Origin of the sequence: Kingella denitrificans ATCC 33394 (assembly GCF_000190695.1) — a bacterium.
In the GTDB taxonomy this organism is placed as follows: Bacteria; Pseudomonadota; Gammaproteobacteria; order Burkholderiales; family Neisseriaceae; genus Kingella_A; species Kingella_A denitrificans.
Window position 1 is genome coordinate 1,072,768 of the sequence record NZ_GL870929.1, and the last position, 19,475, is coordinate 1,092,242.

The window sequence follows — 19,475 nt, forward strand, 5'->3', positions numbered from 1 at the left end:
AAGCAGCCTGCACTTCCAAAAAACACCACAGGTTATTCGGTCACCTGAGTTGCCGTTTTCAGCAACTCGTCCGGAATCGTAATGCCCTGTTCGCGGGCATGTTTCGGGCTCAGGTACAAATCAAACTTGCTCATGCGTTGCGACGGAATGCTGCCCGCCGCCTCGCCGCGCAGAATACGCGCAATGATTTTGCCCGCCTCCACGCCGATGTCGTGGTAATTCACACCCAGCACCGCCGCCGCGCCGCGCGCAAACGAACCCGTGTCCGAAGCCACCAGCGGCACTTTGATTTCGGTCGCCGCTTTATACATCGACTCATACGATGCCACAACGTTGTTGTCCAAAGACGTATAAATCAACTGCGCTTTGCCGCCCAAGCTGCGGGCTGCGGGCAAAATATCGGTCGTGCGCTGCGCCGCCACCGGCACCAAGTTGATATTTTGTTTGGACAATGCGGTTTTCAGCTGCTCCAAAACCACGGTGGAATTGATTTCGCCGGGGCTGTACACATAACCCACGTTTTTCAGATTCGGCACCAGTTTGCGCATCAAATCAATTTGCGGCTCCAGCGGCAGCAAATCGGACACACCCGTGATATTAGTGTTCGACGCTTCCCAAGAAGGCACCAGTTTGGCCGCCACAGGGTCGGTAACCGCGGCATAAACAATCGGAATATTTTTGCTGGCCGCCGCCATGGCCTGTGCGCTCGGCGTTGAAATGGCCAGAACCACATCAGGCTTGTCACCCGCAAATTTTTTCGCAATTTGCGTTGCCGTTGCCGGATTGCCCTGCGCCGACTGGAATTCGATGATGATGTTTTTGCCCTCTTCGAAGCCCTCGGCTTTCAGCTGCTCAATCGCGCCGGCACGGACGCCGTCCAACGCAGGGTGCTCCACAATGGCGGTTACCGCAATGCGTTTCGTGCCCGAAGCGGCAGAAGCACCGGCATTTCCGGCAGCCGCCGAAGCACTGTTGCCGGTAGATTGCTGGTTGCAGGCTGCCAATACTGCGGCGGCCATCAAGCTCAATAAAGCGGTACGACGTGTCAACATCTTCCATCTACTCCTGTTGCTGATGAAATATTTGTTAAAAAATATAGCGTTTTTTAAAAAAGTGTCATCATATACAAAATACACCGCTTTGTGTATGGCTGACCCACCCAAAAATACCAAATAAATTGGAATTTAATCATTAAAATATTTTAAATTAAGCAATTTTATACTCCATTTCAATCGTGAATTACAAAAAAATGCGAACAAAGTCTGTAGCCATGCAGTAAAAATTCTTGTTGCACACACATAATTCATCTATGACGGCGATAGATACCGTATTCGCAAAAATCAACTTTTTGTCTAATTTTCATCTTTGTTCGATTTAATTCAACCAAAATTAAACAAAATACTTGTCAATTTGTCCAAATTACATAATAATCGCGTCAAACAAATCATTGATTGGACAAAACCGCTATGCAGCTAGACATCGACCGATTAATCGCCTATTTCGGCGGCGTAAATGCCCTTGCCGAAGCCTTAAAACAGCAAGACCCCGAACACGCCGCCAGCACGGCCGCTATTTATAAATGGCGCACGCGCGGCTCTTTGCCTTTGGCACAGTTGCAGAAATTGACCGCTCTGGCACAGGCACAGGGGCGGCCTTTGGATTTGAACGCCTTTATCCACCAACAAGCAGAATTGGAAAAAAACACCATGAACACAAACAACCGCGTCATCATATTCGACACCACCATGCGCGACGGAGAACAATCGCCCGGCGCATCCATGACCAAAGAAGAAAAGCTGCGTTTGGCGCGCCAGTTGGAAAAACTGGGTGTGGACGTGATTGAAGCGGGTTTTGCCGCCGCCAGCGAAGGCGACTGGGAAGCCGTGCACGAAATCGCCAAAACCGTAAAAAATTCCACCGTCTGCTCGCTGTGTCGCGCGGTAGAAAACGACATCCGCAAAGCGGGCGAAGCGCTTGCACCCGCGCCCAAACGCCGCATCCACACCTTCATCGCCACCAGCCCCATCCACATGGAGCACAAGCTGAAAATGAAGCCGAAGCAAGTGGTGGAAGCCGCGGTGAAAGCCGTGAAAATCGCCAAAGAATATACCGATGACGTGGAATTTTCCGCCGAAGACGCCGTGCGTTCCGAACACGATTTTCTGGTGGAAATTTTCACGGCCGTTATCGAAGCGGGTGCCACCACCATCAACATTCCCGATACCGTGGGCTATTCGATTCCCTCTGCGTGGTATGAACGCATCCGCGCCATCATCAACAGCGTGCCCAACAGCAGCAAAGTCGTCTGGTCTAGCCACTGCCACAACGATTTGGGCATGGCGGTGGCGAACTCGCTAGCGGCGATTCAGGCGGGCGCGCGTCAAATCGAATGCACCATCAACGGTTTGGGCGAACGCGCGGGCAATGCCAGCTTGGAAGAAATCGTGATGGCGCTGAAAGTACGGCATGATTTGTTCGGCTTGGAAACCGGTGTCGATACCGCGCAAATCGTACCGACTTCCAAACTGGTTTCCACGATTACGGGCTATCCCGTACAACCGAACAAGGCGATTGTGGGCGCGAATGCCTTCTCGCACGAAAGCGGCATCCACCAAGACGGCGTGCTGAAACACCGCGAAACCTATGAAATCATGTCCGCCGAAAGCGTGGGCTGGTCGGCCAACCGCCTGACTTTGGGCAAACTTTCCGGCCGCAATGCCTTCAAAACCAAATTGCAGGAATTGGGCATCGAATTGGACAGCGAAGAAGCATTGAACGCCGCGTTTGCCCGCTTTAAAGAGCTGGCGGACAAAAAACGTGAAATCTTCGATGAAGACCTACACGCGCTGGTATCGGACGAAATGTCCAATTTGGAAGACCGCTACAAATTCGTGTCGCAACACATTGTTACCGAAACGGGCGAAGAACCGCGCGCACAAATTGTATTTAGCGTGGACGGCGTGGAAAAACGTGCCGAAGCATCGGGTTCCGGCCCTGTGGATGCCATTTTCAAAGCCATCGAAAGTGTGGCGCAATCGGGCGCGACCTTGCAGATTTATTCGGTGAACGCGGTAACGCATGGTACTGAAAGCCAAGGCGAAACCACCGTGCGCCTGTCCAAAAACGGCAAAGTGGTGAACGGCCAGGGCGCGGATACCGACATATTGGTGGCCACGGCAAAGGCGTATCTGTCGGCCTTGTCCAAACTGGAAAGCGGCGCGGTGCGCATTAAGGCGCAGGGCAACGTGTAACACGGCGGCGCGAACGGCAAAAAAGCAGCCTGCACTTCAATTTTGAAAGTGCAGACTGCTTTTTCATCACCCGGCTAACCCCCCGCCGCCTTGCGGATTTCTTGGCGCATTTTGTCCAGAAAACGCCCCTGCCGCACGGCCTGCGCCGCCTGTTCGTATTGCTCTGCGGCGAAATATCCGCGCAGTTGCCCGTACAGTTGCTGCTGTTCGCGGGCAATTTCTTCGTCCAACCGTGCCATGGCGGCCTCATCGTGGGCAGCCTGCGCGTCTATCAGGGCTTCGCGCCACTGCATTTGCTGCATTAAAAATTCGGGCGGGAACTGGGTGTGTTCGGGCGCATCGGCATCAATGCCCTGCATTTGCAGCAGTTCTGCCGCGCGGTTCAACGGGTGCGACAAACATTCATAGGCCTGATTGAGCGCGGCGGTCATCATCACCGCCTGCTTTTGCTCGAATGCGCTGGCGGCGGCGAAACGGTCGGGGTGGAACTGCGCGGCCAAGGCGCGGTATTGGCGGGACAGCTGCTCTTCGTCCACGTCAAACTGCGGTGCCAATTGAAAAAGCTGGAAAGCGCGGGACATGATAACTCCTTGATGTGTATAAATTCATATTGTGTTTTCAGGGTGCAGGCTGCTTTTTTCATGCCGCAAAAGCAGCCTGCACTTTCCCAAATTCGTTCTTCGAAATTATACCGCAAGACCTATGCAGGCTGCTTTCGATTTATAATACGACCATTCACCCACCCTTATGAAAGCCCGTCATGTCCATGAAGCCCATGCTCACCGCCGAACAATTAACCGCCCTGTGGCAACGCCGCGCCGCCACCCGTGCCTACGACCCCGCCAAAAAAATCCCCGATTCGGATTTCGAAGCCATTTTGCAGGCAGGACGCTTATCGCCCAGCTCCGTCGGCAGCGAGCCTTGGCAATTTCTGGTGGTGCAGAACCGCGAATTGCGCGCCCAACTCAAACCCGTGTCTTGGGGCATGGCGACACAAGTGGACGATGCCAGCCATCTGGTCGTGATTCTGGCAAAGAAAAACGCACGCTACGATTCCCCGTTTTTTGACGACATCATCGCACGGCGCGGCTTTACCGGCGAAGCGGCGGAAGCGGCGCGCGCCAAATACGCCCGTTTCCAAATCCACGACGCGGACATTCTGGCCAGCGAACGCAGCGTGTTCGACTGGGCGTGCAAACAAACTTATATCGCCATGGCCAATATGATGACGGCCGCCGCCGCGTTGGGCATCGATTCCTGCCCGATTGAAGGCTTCGATTATGCGGAAGTCAATCGCATTTTATCCGGTGCAGGCTGCTTTGACGCACAAGAATGGGGCGTGTCCGTCATGCTCACCTTCGGCTACCGCGCCGCCGACATCAAACCCAAATCGCGCAAACCCATGGAAGAAGTGGTGCGCTGGATACGATAGCCGTTTTGTCCGCCGCGCACATTCGCTATATAATGCCCTCTTTGCCTACACCGCGCTACACCATGAAAAGCCAATTCCAACACATCGGACTGATAACACGCCCCGACACGCCCAATATCGCCAAGGTGATTGCCGAATTGTCGGTTTTCCTGCTGCAACAGCAGTTAAACGTGTATATCGACGAACAATACGCACAACAAGCCGAACAGCCCCTGCCCGCAGGCTGCCAAATCAGCAGCGATTTGGGCAGGCAGTGTGATTTGATTCTGGTGCTCGGCGGCGACGGCACGTTTCTGGCGGCCGCACGCCAAGCCGCGCCGTACCGCGTTCCGCTCATCGGCATCAACCAAGGGCATTTGGGCTTTTTAACGCAGGTAACGCGCGAAAACATGTTCCCCGAACTGGCCAGCATGCTCACCGGCAAATATCTGGCGGACGAATGCTTGGTGCTGGAAGCCATCGTGTCGCGCGACGGCGAAACCATCCATCAGGCGCTGGCCTTGAACGATGTGGTGCTGTCGCGCGGCGGCACTGGGCAGATGATTGAATTTGAAGTGTTTGTGAACGGTGAATTTGTTTACACCCAACGTTCGGACGGTCTCATCGTCTCCACGCCCACCGGCTCCACCGCCTATTCGCTGGCCGCCGGCGGCCCCATCCTGCAAACCACATTGCGCGCCTTCACCCTCGTCCCCATCTGCCCGCAATCCATGACCAACCGCCCCATCGTCATTTCCGACAATTTCGAAATCAAAATCCTCATCACCAAATCCCGCGACGCACGCCTGCATTACGACGGCCAATCGTTTGTCGATATGCAGAGCAAAGACATCATCACCCTGCGCCGCTACCACCACCACCTGCGCGTGCTGCACCCCACGCATTACCAATACTACAAAACCCTGCGCCAAAAACTGCACTGGGGCGAGCAACTGATTTAATATAGTGGATTAAAATTGCAATGATACGGCGTTGGCTCGCCTTGACGTACTACCTGTACGCCTTGCGGCTCGCCGCCTTGTCTCATTTTTATTTTAATCCACTATAAAACCCGCCGCATCCGTCAATACGGCAAAAAGCAGCCTGCACCTTGAAAAACACAAGTGCAGGCTGCTTTTACGAACGCGGATGATATTGCTCCACCACCTGTTTCAGCCGCGCATTGGCCACGTGCGTGTAAATCTCCGTGGTCGTCAAACTTTCGTGGCCCAGCAGCAGCTGCACCACACGCAAATCCGCGCCGTGATTGACCAGATGCGTGGCAAACGCATGACGCAGACCGTGCGGCGACAGCGCGGGCAGACCGACCTGCTGCGCGTATTTTGCCACCACCTGCCAGGCCAGTTGCCGCGAAATCCCCACTTTCTTTTGCGACACGAAAACATACGCACACGCCTGCCCTTTCAGCAGTTCCGGCCGCGCGGTGTGCAGATAGCGTTCCAGCCAATCCGCCGCCACCTCGCCCAGCGGCACAATGCGCTGTTTGTTTCCCTTGCCGATGGTATTGACCATGCCGCGCGTCAAATCCAGTTCGTTCAGCGACAGTTTCACCGCCTCGCTCACGCGCAATCCGGTGGCATACATCAATTCCAACAAGGCTTTGTCGCGCAATCCGTGCAGCGTGTCCGTGTCGGGGGCGGCGAGCAGCGCGTCGATTTGCGCTTCGCTCACGGGCTGCGGCAGGCTGCGCGGTATTTTGGCTGCCTTCAAATCGCGGCTGGGATTGTCGTGCCGATGCTGCGTATCATTCAGATATTGATACCATTTTTTCACGGCGGACAAGGTGCGCGACTGGGTGCTCGGCTGTTCGTCGGCGGCATAAACCGCATCGGCAAGCTGGCGGTTGTCGGCGTGCTGCCAGTCGGTTTGCGCGGCGGCCAGGCGTTCGGCCACTTTGTGCAAATCGTGGCGGTAGGCTTCCAGCGTGTTGTGCGCGAGCCGCTCTTGCAGCCACAGGTGTTCAAGGAATCGGTCGATGTCGGGCATGATGGATGGGAAACTGTGCGGTGAATGGGGTGCAGGCTGCTTTGCAACGGGAAAAAGCAGCCTGCACGTTGTGTCGGCGGCCATTGTTGGCCATGCGTCCGTTTGGCATTGGCGCGGCATTGTACCGCAAAAAAGCAGCCTGCACTTTGAACACGTGTTGTCAAAGTGCAGGCTGCTTTGGGTTAAATGCCGATACTCAAATTATTCGGCACGGCGGTATGCGGCATCCGCTTCGTCAAAACGTTGCTGTACGGCGGTGCTTGGCGCTTTGTCCAGCAGCGATACGATGACCACGGCCAATCCGCAGGCGATGAAGCCCGGAATCATTTCATACACATTTTTCAGCCAGGATGCACTGTCTTTGAACATCGGACCCCATGCAATCACCACCACTGCGCCAGCGATCATACCGGCCAATGCGCCTTTGGCGGTCATGCGTTTCCACAGCAGCGACAGAATCACCACCGGACCGAAGGCCGCGCCGAAGCCCGCCCATGCGTTCGCCACCAAGCCCAGCACTTCGCTTTCGGGGTTATAGGCAATGACGATGGAAATCACGGCAATCAGCAACACCATCATGCGGCCGAGCCACACCAGTTCTTTTTGCGATGCGTTCGGGCGGAAGAAGCCTTTGTAGAAGTCTTCGGTGATGGCGCTGGAACACAGCAGCAGTTGGCAGGACAAGGTGGACATCACCGCCGCCAAAATGGCCGACAGGATAATACCGACAATCCAAGGGTTGAACAGCAATGTGGTCAGGGCAATGAAAATACGCTCTTTTTTGCCCGCCAATGCGCCCACGTCGGCAGGATTCGCGCCGAAATAGGCAATGCCGAAATAGCCCACGGCCACCGCGCCGCCCAAGCACAAAATCATCCACGTCATGCCGATGCGGCGCGCGCTGTGCAGCGATTTCACGCTTTCCGCAGCCATGAAACGCGCCAGAATATGCGGCTGGCCGAAGTAGCCCAAGCCCCATGCAGCAGCGGATATAGCGGCCAACCAGCCTGCACCTTCCGTGGGGAAGAGTTGGCTGTATTGCACGCCGCTTTGGGTGGCAGCCTGCGCAATGGCGGCATTCATTTCCGCCGCGCCGCCCAATGCCAGATACACCATCACCGGTGCCAAAATCAGCGCAAAAATCATCAGCGAGGCTTGCAGCGTGTCCGTCCAACTCACGGCCAAAAAGCCGCCGATAAACGTGTAAATGATGGTAGCGCCCGCGCCCAGCCACATGGCGGTTTCGTAGCTCATGCCTTCAAACAGGCTTTGGAACAGCCGCGCACCCGCCACAATGCCGGAAGCGCAATAAATCGTAAAGAAAAACAAAATGATGGCGGCGGAAACCACTTTCATCAGTTTGCCGTGTTCGCCGAAACGGTGCGCGAAATATTCGGGCAACGTCAAGGCGTTGTTGTTCAATTCGGTGTGCACGCGCAACCGGCCGGACACCAGCAGCCAGTTGAAATACGCGCCGATGGTCAGGCCGATGGCAATCCATGCCTCAATCAGGCCGGAAGCGTAAATCGCACCGGGCAGGCCCATCAGCAGCCAACCCGACATATCGGACGCGCCGGCCGACATGGCGGTAACGAACGCGCCCAGGCTGCGTCCGCCCAAAATATAATCGTCAAAATTACGCGTGGAAAAATAGGCGAAGAAACCGATGCCCAAAACGGCCACCAGATATAGCCCGAACGTGATATAGACTGGATTCATGTTGAAAACTCTCTCATTTAATATTTTTCTTCTTAGCAAAAGCAGCCTGCACTCGGCCGGCGTTTTTGCTGCATAACCCTGCGGGCTGACGGGAATTTAACCCAACTTGACAAATCTCGTCAATATTTTGACGTTCGCAAACAAATTACTTTTACAGGCGGCAATGCTACAATCGCGTTTTTCAACCCGAAAAGCAGCCTGCACCCCGTGCAAAACCGCCCCGCCATGACCGCTTCCGCCCTTGCCATCATCGCCCCCACCGCCAGCGGCAAAACCGCGCTTTCCCTGCGCATTGCCGCCGAAGTCCCCTGCGAAATCATCAGCTTGGACAGCGCGTTGGTGTATCGGGACATGGACATCGGCACGGCCAAACCCAGCGCGGCGGAACAGGCCGCCGTGCCGCACCACCTCATCGACATCATCACGCCGATGGAAAGTTACAGCGCGGCGGATTTTGTGGGCGACTGCGTGCGGCTGGCCGGCGAAATCCGCGCGCGCGGCAGGCTGCCGCTGATTGTGGGCGGCACCATGATGTATTACCACGCGCTCACGCAGGGGCTGAACGAATTGCCCGAAGCCGATGCCACCGTCCGCGCCGAACTGCAACGGCAGAAGCAGCAGCACGGCCTGCACAGCCTTTACGAACAACTGCGACGCGCCGACCCGGAAACCGCCGCCCGCCTGCCGCCCGGCGACAGCCAGCGTATCGAACGCGCGCTGGAAGTGTTCCTGCTCACCGGTAAACCGCTGTCGCAGCATATCCGCGCCGCACAAAGCGCCCCTGCCCTGCCGCTGCACACCATTGCGCTGATTCCCGAAGACCGCAGCCGCCTGCACGCGCAAATCAACCGCCGCTTTGAACAAATGCTGGACAACGGTTTTGTGGACGAAGTGCGCCGTTTGCAGCAAAAATATCCCGATTTGCCACCCGACGGCACCGCCATGCGCTGCGTGGGCTACCGCCAAGTGTGGCAATATCTGGACGGGCAAATCAACAAAAGCGAACTCGTGGCGCAAGGGCAGGCCGCCACGCGCCAACTGGCCAAACGCCAGCTTACCTGGCTGCGCAAACTGCCGGCCGATGCCGTGTTCGACCCGTTCGGCACGCCGGACTATGTGCAGGCTGCCTGCGAAACCGCCCAAACCCTTTATTCATCAATCAAATCCGCATCATGAACCACACCCCAGCCCCCTTGAAACGCCGCCTGACCGCCCTGCTCTACGAATCGCTGCTGGTGGGCGCCGTCACCATGTTGGCCGGTGCATTGGCCGGCGGCTGCACCACGCTCATGCAGCAATTCGCCCCCGCGCTGCTGCCCGTGTCGTCCTGGCTCACGGTCGGCCTGCTGTTGGGCGCATGGTGGCTGTATTTCCGGCTCAACTGGGTGCGCGAAAAGCAAACCCTGCCCATGCGCGTGTGGCACATCGGCCTGGCGGACGCAAAAAGTAGCCTGCACCCCGCGCCGCGCCAACTGCTGTACCGCTTTTTATGGGCGTGCGTATTCATCGTCTTCGTGCCGCTGCTGGTTTATGCCGCCTGCCGCCATTTCGGCCTGACGCAAAAAAATGCAGGCTGCCTTGCCCTGTTTTGGTGGATACTGCCGTGGGGCTTCGCCTTGTTCCACCCGCGCCGCCAATTTTTATACGACTATCTGGCCGGCACGGAATTGATCGATTTGCGCGAACAGAAAAAATATAGTGAATTAAAATCGCAATGATACGGCGTTGGCTCGCCTTGACGTACTACTTGTACGCCTTGCGGCTCGCCGCCTTGTCTCATTTTTATTTTAATCCACTATAAACGGCAAAAAGCAGCCTGCACTTCGTTTTCCAAATGTGCAGGCTGCTTTTTTGTCCGCAATCCAACCCTTTCAACAACCAAAATCCGCCAAACCCTTTGCCAAAACCAACACTCGCACAACATTTTGTTGCAAAACCAGAACAAAATTAACGGATAGATGTTAATCAATATATTTTATTGTTAATATTAGTGATTATCGATTACAATCCATGTTTTTTCCCGACGAGGTTTTGTAATGAAAAAACACATGCGCCCCGCCCTGATTCCCGCCCTTTTGGCCGCCGCCTTCCCTGTTTATGCCGACACAGCCAACAACGGCGAAAACAACGAATCCTACGCCTCAACGCTGCCCACTGTGAAAGTGGTCGGCCAAGCGGACACCAGCGTACTCAAAGGCTACATCAACTACGACGAAGCCGCCGTTACCCGCAACGGCCAGCTCATCAAAGAAACGCCGCAAACCATCGATACGCTCAACATCCAGAAAAACAAAAACTACGGCACGAACGATTTAAGCTCCATCCTCGAAGGCAACGCCGGCATTGACGCGGCTTATGATATGCGCGGCGAAAGCATTTTCCTGCGCGGGTTCCAAGCCGATGCTTCCGACATTTACCGCGACGGCGTGCGCGAAAGCGGGCAGGTGCGCCGCAGCACCGCCAACATCGAGCGCGTGGAAATCCTGAAAGGCCCGTCTTCCGTGCTTTACGGCCGCACCAACGGCGGCGGCGTCATCAACATGGTCAGCAAATACGCCAACTTCAAACAAAGCCGCAACATCGGCGCGACTTACGGCTCTTGGGCCAACCGCAGCCTGAATCTGGATATCAACCAAGTGCTGAACAAACACGTCGCCATCCGCCTGACGGGCGAAATCGGGCGCGCCAATTCGTTCCGCAGCGGCATCGACAGCAAAAACGTCATGGTGTCGCCCAGCATCACCATCAGACTCGACAACGGTCTGAAATAGACGGGGCAATATACCTACGATAATGTGGAGCGCACGCCCGACCGCAGCCCGACCAAATCCGTGTACGACCGCTTCGGGCTGTCTTACCGCATGGGTTTTGCGCACCCGAACGATTTTGTGAAAGACAAATTGCAAGTTTGGCGTTCCGACCTTGAATATTCCTTCAACGACAAATGGCGCATCCAGTGGCAGTTCGCCCACCGCAAGGCATCGCAGGATTTCGACCATTTCTATGCAGGCAGCGAAAGCGGCGGCCTTATCCGCCGCAACTATGCTTGGCAACAGACCGACAACAAAACCCTGTCATCCAACCTCACGCTCAACGGCGACTATAAAATCGGCCGGTTCGACAACCACTTGACCGTCGGCCTGGATTACAGCCGCGAACACCGCAACCCGACATTGGGCTACCGCGGCAGTTTCACCGTGCCCATCGACCCGTACGACCGCGCCAGCTGGCCGTCTTCAGGCAGGCTGCAACCCGTGCTGACGCAAAACCGCCATAAAGCCGATTCCTACGGCTTGTTCATCCAAAACATCTTCTCTGCCACACCCGATTTAAAATTCGTGCTCGGCGTCCGCTACGACAGCTACAAATTCCGCTCGGAAAACCAACTGAACGGCGACAAACGCCAATACAGCGGCCATTCGTTCAGCCCCAACATCGGCGCGGTGTGGAACGTCACGCCCGCCCACACGCTTTACGCCTCGTACAACAAAGGCTTCGCGCCTTATGGCGGACGCGGCGGTTATTTGAGTATCGACACCTCGTCTTCCGCCGTGTTCAACGCCGACCCCGAATACACCCGCCAATACGAAACCGGCGTGAAAAGCAGCTGGCTGGACGACCGCCTCAGCACCACATTGTCCGTTTACCAAATCGAACGCTTCAATATCCGTTACCGCCCCGACCCGATTAATGACCCTTATACTTACGCGGTCAGCGGCAAGCACCGTTCGCGCGGCATCGAATTGAGCGCCATCGGGCAGATTGTCCCCAAACGGCTCTATCTGCGCGGCTCGCTGGGCGTGATGCAGGCGAAAATCGTGGAAGACCGGGAAAACCCCGCCCGCGTCGGCCGCCGCCTCGACAACACCAGCAGCGTGACCGGCAACCTGTTTTTCCGTTACACGCCGACCGAAAACCTCTACGGCGAAATCGGCATTACCGGCACAGGCAAACGCTACGGTTACACGCGCAGCGGCGCACCCAACCATATTCCGGGCTTCGTCCGCACCGATGCCATGGTCGGCTGGAATTACAAAAACATGAACCTGACCTTTGCCGTGGGCAATGTGTTCAACCGGCAATACTGGCGTTCCGATGCCATGCCGGGCAATCCGCGAAGCTATACGGCGCGCATCAATTACCGTTTTTAATGCCAACGCAAAAAGCAGCCTGCACTCCAAAATTCAGAGTGCAGGCTGCTTTTTAATGTGCCGATACCGTTAATGCGCCGCCGAAGCAGGAGCGGGAGCAGACGAAGCCGCCGCCAGTACCAATACGTTGTCTTTCGGTTTCAAATCCACCGCGCCGCCTTGGCTGGGCCGCCATTTCTCTTCCACGCGCCACACGCCGGCATTGTCCTCCACGCGGACATACCAGTGCGCGGTGTTCGGCAACGCAGCCTGCAAATTGGCCGCATATTCCACTTTGTCGCCCGACAGCGCGCCGGTCGGCTTCAAATCCACCACATGGTCGTCCGCCTTGCGTGTGGGGTGCAGTAGCGACAGCTTCAAGGGCTGGCCGTGGTCGAAATGACCGGCAATAAACACCTTCGCCGCCGAACCGTCCGCATTGAACAGCACCTGCGCCACAATGCCGCGCTTGGCCGCTTCCACGTCGCGCTCCAACTGCAAATTGATGTGCTTGCCGTCTTTGTAATAATCGTCGCTGACCAAATCGGTTACGGTGTTGCTGGCGATGTTCAGCGTAACGAATGCCGCCACCACCACAATCATCGGGCCGCTCATCAGCATCCAAAACACAGGCTGGCGGTACCATGGGGCTTGGTCTCGGATATTTTCGGGCGTCTGCGCCATCGCTTATTCTCCAATGAAAATCGATTTTTCTTTAATTTCACGCACTTCGGTTTCCGGCTGCCCTTCGTAGCGGTAGCGGAACGTGAACATGATGGGGTGGCTGCCTTTTTCGGCGTATTCGGGCGGCACGTTCACCTGCACGGGCGCACTCACCAGTTGGCCGGCCGGCACGACGATGCCTTGCGGCGGCATGCCGGTAATGTGGATGTCTTCCAAGCCCGACACTTCGGCGGTTACGATTTGCGTCTTGTCGCTGGCGTTGCTGATGCTCAGGTTATAGCTGTTCTCCAGCAAGCCTTGCGTGTTCTCGCGCACCATCACGCCGCGGTCTTTAATCACGTCAATCTGCATGGTCTGCCGTGTGGCAATGCCCACCGCCAAGCCGATAACCGCCGCCAGCAAAACGCCGCCGTACCCCACCACTTTGGGGCGCAACAGGCGTTTTTTGATGTCTTGGTCGGTGTATTCGTGTTTGAGTACGGCTTCGGTGGTGTAGCGGATAAGGCCGCGCGGATAGCCCATTTTGTCCATCACTTCATCGCAGGCGTCAATGCAGGCTGCACAGCCGATGCACTGGTATTGCAGGCCGTCGCGGATGTCGATGCCCACGGGGCACACCTGCACGCACATGGTGCAGTTAATGCAGTCGCCGATGCCGCCTTCGCCGCGTTCTGCGGTTTTCTTGCGTGCGCCGCGCGGTTCGCCGCGTTCTTCGTCATACGAAATCACCAACGTGTCGTGGTCAAACATGGCACTTTGGAAGCGGGCATATGGGCACATGTGCAGGCACACTTGTTCGCGCATGATGTGGCCGAACAGCCAGGTAACGAAGCCGTAAAACGCGGCCGTACCCAAGGCGATATGCCCTGCCGTGCCGTTGAAAATGGCGGGCACAAACTCGCGGATGGGGGTAAACCAGCCTGCAAACGTGATGCCCGTCCAAGCGGCAACAATGAAAATCAAAAGATATTTCAGTGCCTTGATGCGGATTTTGCGGAAATTACACGGTTCTTTGTCGAGTTTCAGGCGTTTGTTGCGGTCGCCTTCGACAAAGTGGTCAATCCAAAGCATGATTTCGGTATACACCGTTTGCGGGCAGGAATAGCCGCACCACAAGCGGCCGGCCACGGTCGTCCACCAAAACAGGCCGAATGCCGACACAATCAGCAATCCGGTGAGGTACAGCAAATCGGCCGGCTCGAACACGAGGCTGAAAATATAAAAATGGCGGCCGAGAACGTCGAACCAAACTGCCTGCCGCCCGTCCCAGTTAATCCACGGTACGCCGTAGAAAAAAAGCTGGGTGGCTAGAATCATGATAATGCGGATATTGGCAAAGCGTCCTTTGGCCAGCTTCGGGTGAATGCGTTTTGCGCCTTGGTAAACCTGTATCGGCTGCTCTTTAACTTTTTTTTGGGGTTGCGGTTCTTCCATTTGGTGTTCCTCGTCAATGGTTTGTGCTGCTTTTGTTTATAAATTTTCGCGCCATTATACGCCTGCGTTCGGGCGGGATAAATAGCAATAGGCGATTCAAATCGACCCGATACCGTGTTGGCATATTCCGTTAAAGTTTCCTATAATATAAAACTTTAAAAGTGCAGGCTGCTTTTTGCCCTGCGACCACTAACCAATCAAGGAACACTATCATGACTGAAGCATCTGTTTGGCAAACCGCCCCTTTGAATGCAACTGTTGACCATGTTTTATCGCGTTACCACGACACGCACCGCCGCCAGTTGGAAGGCATCCTGCCGCTGTTGGACAAAGTGCGCCAAGTCCACCAAGACACGTTCCCGGCCGATTTGTATGCCGTGGTAATGCATTTGGCGCAGGAATTGGATTCGCACATGCAAAAAGAAGAACGCATGCTGTTTCCCATGATTAAGCAAGGCATGGGACGCAATGCCGCCATGCCGGTGCGCGTGATGATGATGGAGCACGACGACCACTCTTCGCTCACCGAACAAATTTTGCAACTGACCGACCAGCTCACGCCGCCGGCCGATGCGTGCGGTTCTTGGCAAAACCTGTATGCGCAACTGCGCGAACTTTTGACCGATTTGCACGACCATATCGAGCTGGAAAACACCATCCTGTTCCCGCGCGCGCTGAACGAATAAGCGCAAGGTTTGCAATTTTCAGGCCAACTGTTATAGTGCAGGCTGCTTTTGGCGATATAATCCGAAAGCAGCCTGCACTTTCATAATGTCCATTCAAAGACCCATCATGATGCCCCAATTCACTCAAACCGCCAGCGCGGCAGATTCCGCCGCCCAACTGGCACGCAGCGTGGCGCAAGACTTGCGCAGCGTTTTGGCACAGAAAGAACACGCCGTATTGGCCGTATCGGGCGGCAAATCGCCCATCGCCTTTTTTCAGGCGCTCAACACGGAAGACTTGGACTGGCAGCGCGTCCGCATCACACTGGCGGACGAACGCATCGTGCCCGTGCAACATGCCGACAGCAACACGCAGCTGGTCCGCCAACACCTGCTGCAAAACCAAGCCGCGCAAGCACAATGGCTGCCGATGATTGACGACAACGCCACCGAAAGCAGCCTGCACAATATCGAACAGGCCGTGACCTTTGCCCTGCAACATTACCAACAACCCGACGTGCTGGTGCTCGGCATGGGCGCAGACGGACACACCGCCAGCATTTTCCCGCAGGCACCGCAATTTGCCGACGCAATTTCCCCCGATTACCCGCAGCCGCTGCTGCACACCACGCCCGTTACCGCGCCGCACGAACGCATTTCCATGACGCTGGCCGCCATCGAGCGCACACCGTCGGTCTATTTATCAATTGCCGGCGCGGAAAAACTGGCCGTGTACCGCCAAGCCGAGCAAGGCAGAAACCCTCAGTTCCCCATCAGCTATGTTTTGACTTCCGCAGAGGTATCCGTCCATGTCTTCTACCACCCCTAAATCCCAAAACTATCCGCGCCTGGTTGCCGATATTGGCGGCACCAACGCCCGATTCGCACTGGAAACCGCACACCAGCAGTTCGAATACATCGAAGTGCTGCCCTGCAACGACTACGACACCATTGTCGATGCGGCAAAAGAATTCCTGCAACGCGCCGGCAATCCCGACATCAAGCACGCTTCGGTGGCCATTGCCAACCCCGTGGTGGGCGACTGGCTGCAAATGACCAACCACCACTGGGCATTTTCCATCGAAACCACGCGCCAAGCCTTGAAGCTGGATACTTTATTGTTTATCAACGACTTCACCGCGCAGGCACTCGCCATTACCAAAGCGCAGCCGCAGGACTTGGTGCAGGTGGGCGGCTTCCAAGCCATTGAAAATGCCCCCAAAGCCGTTATCGGGCCGGGCACAGGCTTGGGTGTGAGCGGGCTGATTCCGTCGCCCACGGGTTATGTGCCTCTGGCCGGCGAAGGCGGGCACACCAGCTTCCCACCGTTTGACGACACCGAAATCATGATTTGGCAATACGCCAAGAAAAAACACGGCCATGTGTCCGCCGAACGCTTTTTAAGCGGCGCAGGCTTGGTGCTGATTTATGACGCGCTTTCCGAACGCGAAGGCGTGAAACGGCAAAAAATCACGCCCGCCGAAATCAGCGAACGCGCATTGAGCGGCTCGTCGCCCTTGTGCCGCTTAACATTGGACATTTTCTGCGCCATGCTCGGCACCGTCGCCTCCAATCTGGCGCTCACGCTGGGCGCACGCGGCGGCGTGTATCTGTGCGGCGGCATCATCCCGCGCTTTATCGACTATTTCAAAGCATCGCCCTTCCGTAACCGCTTTGAAAACAAAGGCCGCTTCGATGCCTATCTGGCCGCCATCCCCGTGTATGTGGTGTTGAGCAAATACCCCGGCATTACCGGCGCGGCGGTGGCGCTGGACAACCATTTGGGCTAATAAATCCATCAACGCCATTAAAAAGCAGCCTGCACTTCAACATCCAAAGTGCAGGCTGCTTTTTTCATTGCCGAAACACGCCTTAAGAAGCTTTCGGTTTGCCGTCCAAGGCCTCGCGCAGTTTTTCCGCATCCAGCGCATTTTCCCAACGCGCCACCACCACCGTGGCACACGCATTGCCCACCAGATTGGTCAGCGCGCGGCATTCCGACATAAAGCGGTCGATACCCAAAATCAGCGCCATACCGGCCACAGGGACGCTCGGCACCACCGACAGCGTTGCCGCCAGCGTGATAAAGCCTGCACCGGTCACACCCGCAGCACCTTTGGAGCTCAACATCGCCACCAGCAGCAGCGAAAACTGTTCGCCCCAGCTCAAATCAATGCCGACCGCCTGCGCAATGAACAACGCCGCCATCGTCATATAAATATTCGTGCCGTCCAGATTGAACGAATAACCGGTCGGAATCACCAAGCCCACCACCGATTTTTCGCAGCCTGCTTTTTCCATTTTCTGCATCAAAGTCGGCAGCGCCGCTTCGGACGATGACGTGCCCAGCACCAGCCACATTTCGTCTTTGATGTATTTCACCAGCTTGATAATGGAAAAGCCGTTGTATTTCGCCACCGCGCCTAGCACCACCAGCACGAACAAAATCGACGTGATATAGAACGTTGCCACCAGCAACAGCAGGCTGCCGATGGACGAAATGCCGTATTTGCCGATGGTAAACGCCATGGCGCCGAATGCGCCGACGGGTGCCAGGTTCATCAGCATCGCCACCATGCGGAACACGGGCGCGGACAATTCCTGCAGCAAATTGGTAATCGGGCGCGCTTTATCGCCCACCATCGCCAGCGATACGCCGAACAAAATCGATACAAACAAAACCTGCAAAATATTGCCGTTCACCAACGGGCTGACCACGGTATCGGGGATAATGTTCATCAAAAAGCCGACCACCGAGCTGTCTTTCGCCTTATCCACATAAGTGCTGACTTTGCCGGCATCCAGCGTGGCCGGGTCAATGTTCAAATGCGAGCCGGGCTGGATCACGTTTGCCACCAGCATTCCCACCAGCAGCGCCAATGTGGAAAACGTCAGGAAATAAACAAACGATTTGCCTGCCACGCGGCCGACTTTTTTCATATTGGTCATGCCGGCAATACCGGTCACCACGGTCAGGAAAATCACGGGGGCGATAATCATTTTGACAATTTTAATGAACGCATCGCCCAGCGGCTTCATGGCTTCGCCGGTGTGCGGGAAAAAGTGTCCCAGCAAAATGCCCACCACAATGGCAAAAATCACCTGCACATACAAAATTTGATAAAACTTCTGTTTTTTAATCGGCTGTGCGGAATTGAGTTCAGATGGATCGATATTTAACATAAAAACTCCCTGAATTGAGTGATTTGCGTGTTGTTCTAATATTCTGTAGTCCGATGTACTTGGCAACAGAAGTTTGTACTCTAACCGTTAATATTCATTAAGGCAAATGTAAAGTTACACAAATACGGCCAAAAAATGCCAATTGTTTTATTTTGTAAGGGAATTATTTTTGTAAAAAGATGATGATAGGGGTGCAGGCTGCTTTTTGCCCTATTCAAAAGCAGCCTGCACACGCATCACCCGTAAACCCGCTCCCGCACCCTGATGAGTGCCGCCAACGCCGAAGCGGCATTTACCGTTTCGGGCAGGTCGGTGGCCTCAAACGCTGTTTCCACTTCCGCCATCAGCCGTTCCGCTTTTTCCAGCAGTGCTTCGTAGGAGGATTCGCCGCGTTTGATGGCGAGCAGTTCGTCGCGGTTGGGACGGCGCGGACGGATTTCGCCGTGGCGGGCGATGTCGAGGGCGGTTTCGAGCAGGCGGAAGGTGTGCATCATGTTTTTGGCGTCGTAGCCCTGTCCGTGTGCCTGCGTGCCTTGGTAGCGCGTTTCGTTGCGTTCCGCCAGCCATTGCTGGTAGGACGCGTATTCGCGGCAGTAGCTGCTGTATCCGTCTTGGTTGAAGGAGAGGTAGGCAAGCGGGGTTTCGCCTTCGGGAACGGAGCTGAGGGAGAGGTTGGTGGCTTCGGATTTGGGCGCGATGCCGTGGTAGCCGCGCGTGCCGTCGGGGTCGTAAAACAGGGCGTAGAGTTCGCGGGCGTGGGCGATTTTGACCAAGCCGACGCGCCGTTGCTCCATTCCGCGTTGCGAAAGCCAGTGTTGCAGCGGCACGGTTTGCGCGCCTTCTACGATGTGGCAGAAATCAAGCACGCTTTTCTTTTCAGACGACATCGGGTTGCTGATTTTCTTGTTCAGCCCGCGTGCTTTTTTGATTTGCCCGTAGGCGTATCCCGCGAAACTCTGGCGGCAGGCTTTGGACACAAACCATTCGGAGA

The 19,475-nt window shown here is 55.8% G+C and carries 16 protein-coding genes and 1 pseudogene; 9 read left to right on the forward strand and 8 right to left on the reverse strand.

All coding sequences use genetic code 11. The features are described from left to right. Positions 1–32: 32 nt before the first annotated feature. Entirely contained in the window at positions 33–1,052 is a 1,020-nt protein-coding gene (locus HMPREF9098_RS05320) for an ABC transporter substrate-binding protein (protein WP_040564292.1), read from the reverse strand. Between the two features lie 414 nt (positions 1,053–1,466). Here HMPREF9098_RS05320 and HMPREF9098_RS05325 point away from each other — a divergent pair, with 414 nt between their 5' ends. Further along, the gene (locus HMPREF9098_RS05325) at positions 1,467–3,251 is read left to right on the forward strand and encodes a 2-isopropylmalate synthase (RefSeq protein ID WP_003782703.1); all 1,785 of its coding nucleotides are present in this window, start codon (positions 1,467–1,469) and stop codon (positions 3,249–3,251) included. A gap of 74 nt (positions 3,252–3,325) precedes the next feature. On the opposite strand, the gene hscB is transcribed toward HMPREF9098_RS05325, so the two are convergent. Beyond that, complete coding sequence (gene hscB, locus HMPREF9098_RS05330) at positions 3,326–3,832, reverse strand: Fe-S protein assembly co-chaperone HscB (protein ID WP_003782706.1); 507 nt, start codon at positions 3,830–3,832, stop codon at positions 3,326–3,328. Between the two features lie 179 nt (positions 3,833–4,011). On the opposite strand from hscB, the gene HMPREF9098_RS05335 reads away from it, so the two are divergent. Further along, positions 4,012–4,683, forward strand: a complete 672-nt coding sequence (locus HMPREF9098_RS05335) for an NAD(P)H-dependent oxidoreductase (protein ID WP_003782711.1) — start codon at positions 4,012–4,014, stop codon at positions 4,681–4,683. Positions 4,684–4,745: 62 nt separating this feature from the next. After that, the gene (locus HMPREF9098_RS05340) at positions 4,746–5,624 is read left to right on the forward strand and encodes an NAD(+) kinase (RefSeq protein ID WP_040564749.1); all 879 of its coding nucleotides are present in this window, start codon (positions 4,746–4,748) and stop codon (positions 5,622–5,624) included. A gap of 175 nt (positions 5,625–5,799) precedes the next feature. On the opposite strand, the gene xerD is transcribed toward HMPREF9098_RS05340, so the two are convergent. Continuing rightward, positions 5,800–6,669 carry a site-specific tyrosine recombinase XerD gene (gene xerD / locus HMPREF9098_RS05345; protein ID WP_003782713.1) on the reverse strand — a complete coding sequence of 290 codons (870 nt, stop codon included), beginning with the start codon at positions 6,667–6,669 and terminating at the stop codon, positions 5,800–5,802. A 201-nt stretch (positions 6,670–6,870) separates the two neighbouring features. Next, positions 6,871–8,388 carry a sodium/proline symporter PutP gene (gene putP, locus HMPREF9098_RS05350; protein ID WP_003782715.1) on the reverse strand — a complete coding sequence of 506 codons (1,518 nt, stop codon included), beginning with the start codon at positions 8,386–8,388 and terminating at the stop codon, positions 6,871–6,873. Positions 8,389–8,613: 225 nt separating this feature from the next. Between putP and miaA the strand changes: the two genes are divergently transcribed. From miaA to HMPREF9098_RS05365, 3 genes and pseudogenes are all read left to right on the forward strand, one after another. Beyond that, complete coding sequence (gene miaA, locus HMPREF9098_RS05355) at positions 8,614–9,564, forward strand: tRNA (adenosine(37)-N6)-dimethylallyltransferase MiaA (RefSeq protein ID WP_040564751.1); 951 nt, start codon at positions 8,614–8,616, stop codon at positions 9,562–9,564. After that, the gene (locus HMPREF9098_RS05360; RefSeq protein WP_003782717.1) at positions 9,561–10,106 is read left to right on the forward strand and encodes an RDD family protein; all 546 of its coding nucleotides are present in this window, start codon (positions 9,561–9,563) and stop codon (positions 10,104–10,106) included. Before miaA ends, HMPREF9098_RS05360 begins: the two co-directional genes overlap by 4 nt. A 318-nt stretch (positions 10,107–10,424) precedes the next feature. Beyond that, positions 10,425–12,539 (forward strand): annotated as a pseudogene (locus HMPREF9098_RS05365) (TonB-dependent receptor). 69 nt (positions 12,540–12,608) lie between these two features. Here the strand turns inward: HMPREF9098_RS05365 and HMPREF9098_RS05370 are convergent. Together HMPREF9098_RS05370 and ccoG are read right to left on the reverse strand one after the other, a co-directional pair. Continuing rightward, entirely contained in the window at positions 12,609–13,202 is a 594-nt protein-coding gene (locus tag HMPREF9098_RS05370; RefSeq protein WP_003782723.1) for a FixH family protein, read from the reverse strand. Positions 13,203–13,205: 3 nt separating this feature from the next. Beyond that, positions 13,206–14,636 carry a cytochrome c oxidase accessory protein CcoG gene (ccoG, locus tag HMPREF9098_RS05375; protein WP_003782725.1) on the reverse strand — a complete coding sequence of 477 codons (1,431 nt, stop codon included), beginning with the start codon at positions 14,634–14,636 and terminating at the stop codon, positions 13,206–13,208. Positions 14,637–14,848: 212 nt separating this feature from the next. On the opposite strand from ccoG, the gene HMPREF9098_RS05380 reads away from it, so the two are divergent. The 3 genes from HMPREF9098_RS05380 to HMPREF9098_RS05390 all read left to right on the forward strand — a co-directional run bounded on the left by HMPREF9098_RS05380 (position 14,849) and on the right by HMPREF9098_RS05390 (position 17,091). Then, positions 14,849–15,322 carry a hemerythrin domain-containing protein gene (locus HMPREF9098_RS05380; RefSeq protein ID WP_003782726.1) on the forward strand — a complete coding sequence of 158 codons (474 nt, stop codon included), beginning with the start codon at positions 14,849–14,851 and terminating at the stop codon, positions 15,320–15,322. A 109-nt stretch (positions 15,323–15,431) separates the two neighbouring features. Next, complete coding sequence (pgl, locus tag HMPREF9098_RS05385) at positions 15,432–16,130, forward strand: 6-phosphogluconolactonase (protein WP_040564752.1); 699 nt, start codon at positions 15,432–15,434, stop codon at positions 16,128–16,130. Next, positions 16,111–17,091, forward strand: a complete 981-nt coding sequence (locus tag HMPREF9098_RS05390; RefSeq protein WP_003782728.1) for a glucokinase — start codon at positions 16,111–16,113, stop codon at positions 17,089–17,091. The genes pgl and HMPREF9098_RS05390 overlap by 20 nt, the downstream gene beginning before the upstream one ends. 82 nt (positions 17,092–17,173) lie before the next feature. Here HMPREF9098_RS05390 and HMPREF9098_RS05395 read toward each other — a convergent pair whose 3' ends face one another. Then, positions 17,174–18,484: a dicarboxylate/amino acid:cation symporter gene (locus HMPREF9098_RS05395; protein ID WP_003782729.1), complete on the reverse strand. Its 1,311-nt coding sequence runs from the start codon at positions 18,482–18,484 to the stop codon at positions 17,174–17,176. 236 nt (positions 18,485–18,720) lie between these two features. Further along, positions 18,721–19,475: nucleotidyltransferase domain-containing protein (locus HMPREF9098_RS05400; protein ID WP_003782731.1), on the reverse strand; the 755-nt coding region annotated here is incomplete at its 5' end.

What these genes read in the sequence shown, in the direction of transcription:
- hscB (WP_003782706.1), bottom strand. Translation starts at nt 3,832, where the DNA reads ATGTCCCGCGCTTTCCAGCTTTTTCAATTGGCACCGCAGTTTGACGTG.
- HMPREF9098_RS05390 (WP_003782728.1), top strand. Translation starts at nt 16,111, where the DNA reads ATGTCTTCTACCACCCCTAAATCCCAAAACTATCCGCGCCTGGTTGCC.
- ccoG (WP_003782725.1), bottom strand. Translation starts at nt 14,636, where the DNA reads ATGGAAGAACCGCAACCCCAAAAAAAAGTTAAAGAGCAGCCGATACAG.
- HMPREF9098_RS05340 (WP_040564749.1), top strand. Translation starts at nt 4,746, where the DNA reads ATGAAAAGCCAATTCCAACACATCGGACTGATAACACGCCCCGACACG.
- HMPREF9098_RS05335 (WP_003782711.1), top strand. Translation starts at nt 4,012, where the DNA reads ATGTCCATGAAGCCCATGCTCACCGCCGAACAATTAACCGCCCTGTGG.
- HMPREF9098_RS05325 (WP_003782703.1), top strand. Translation starts at nt 1,467, where the DNA reads ATGCAGCTAGACATCGACCGATTAATCGCCTATTTCGGCGGCGTAAAT.
- xerD (WP_003782713.1), bottom strand. Translation starts at nt 6,669, where the DNA reads ATGCCCGACATCGACCGATTCCTTGAACACCTGTGGCTGCAAGAGCGG.
- miaA (WP_040564751.1), top strand. Translation starts at nt 8,614, where the DNA reads ATGACCGCTTCCGCCCTTGCCATCATCGCCCCCACCGCCAGCGGCAAA.
- HMPREF9098_RS05395 (WP_003782729.1), bottom strand. Translation starts at nt 18,484, where the DNA reads ATGTTAAATATCGATCCATCTGAACTCAATTCCGCACAGCCGATTAAA.
- HMPREF9098_RS05370 (WP_003782723.1), bottom strand. Translation starts at nt 13,202, where the DNA reads ATGGCGCAGACGCCCGAAAATATCCGAGACCAAGCCCCATGGTACCGC.
- pgl (WP_040564752.1), top strand. Translation starts at nt 15,432, where the DNA reads ATGCCCCAATTCACTCAAACCGCCAGCGCGGCAGATTCCGCCGCCCAA.
- HMPREF9098_RS05360 (WP_003782717.1), top strand. Translation starts at nt 9,561, where the DNA reads ATGAACCACACCCCAGCCCCCTTGAAACGCCGCCTGACCGCCCTGCTC.
- HMPREF9098_RS05320 (WP_040564292.1), bottom strand. Translation starts at nt 1,052, where the DNA reads ATGTTGACACGTCGTACCGCTTTATTGAGCTTGATGGCCGCCGCAGTA.
- putP (WP_003782715.1), bottom strand. Translation starts at nt 8,388, where the DNA reads ATGAATCCAGTCTATATCACGTTCGGGCTATATCTGGTGGCCGTTTTG.
- HMPREF9098_RS05380 (WP_003782726.1), top strand. Translation starts at nt 14,849, where the DNA reads ATGACTGAAGCATCTGTTTGGCAAACCGCCCCTTTGAATGCAACTGTT.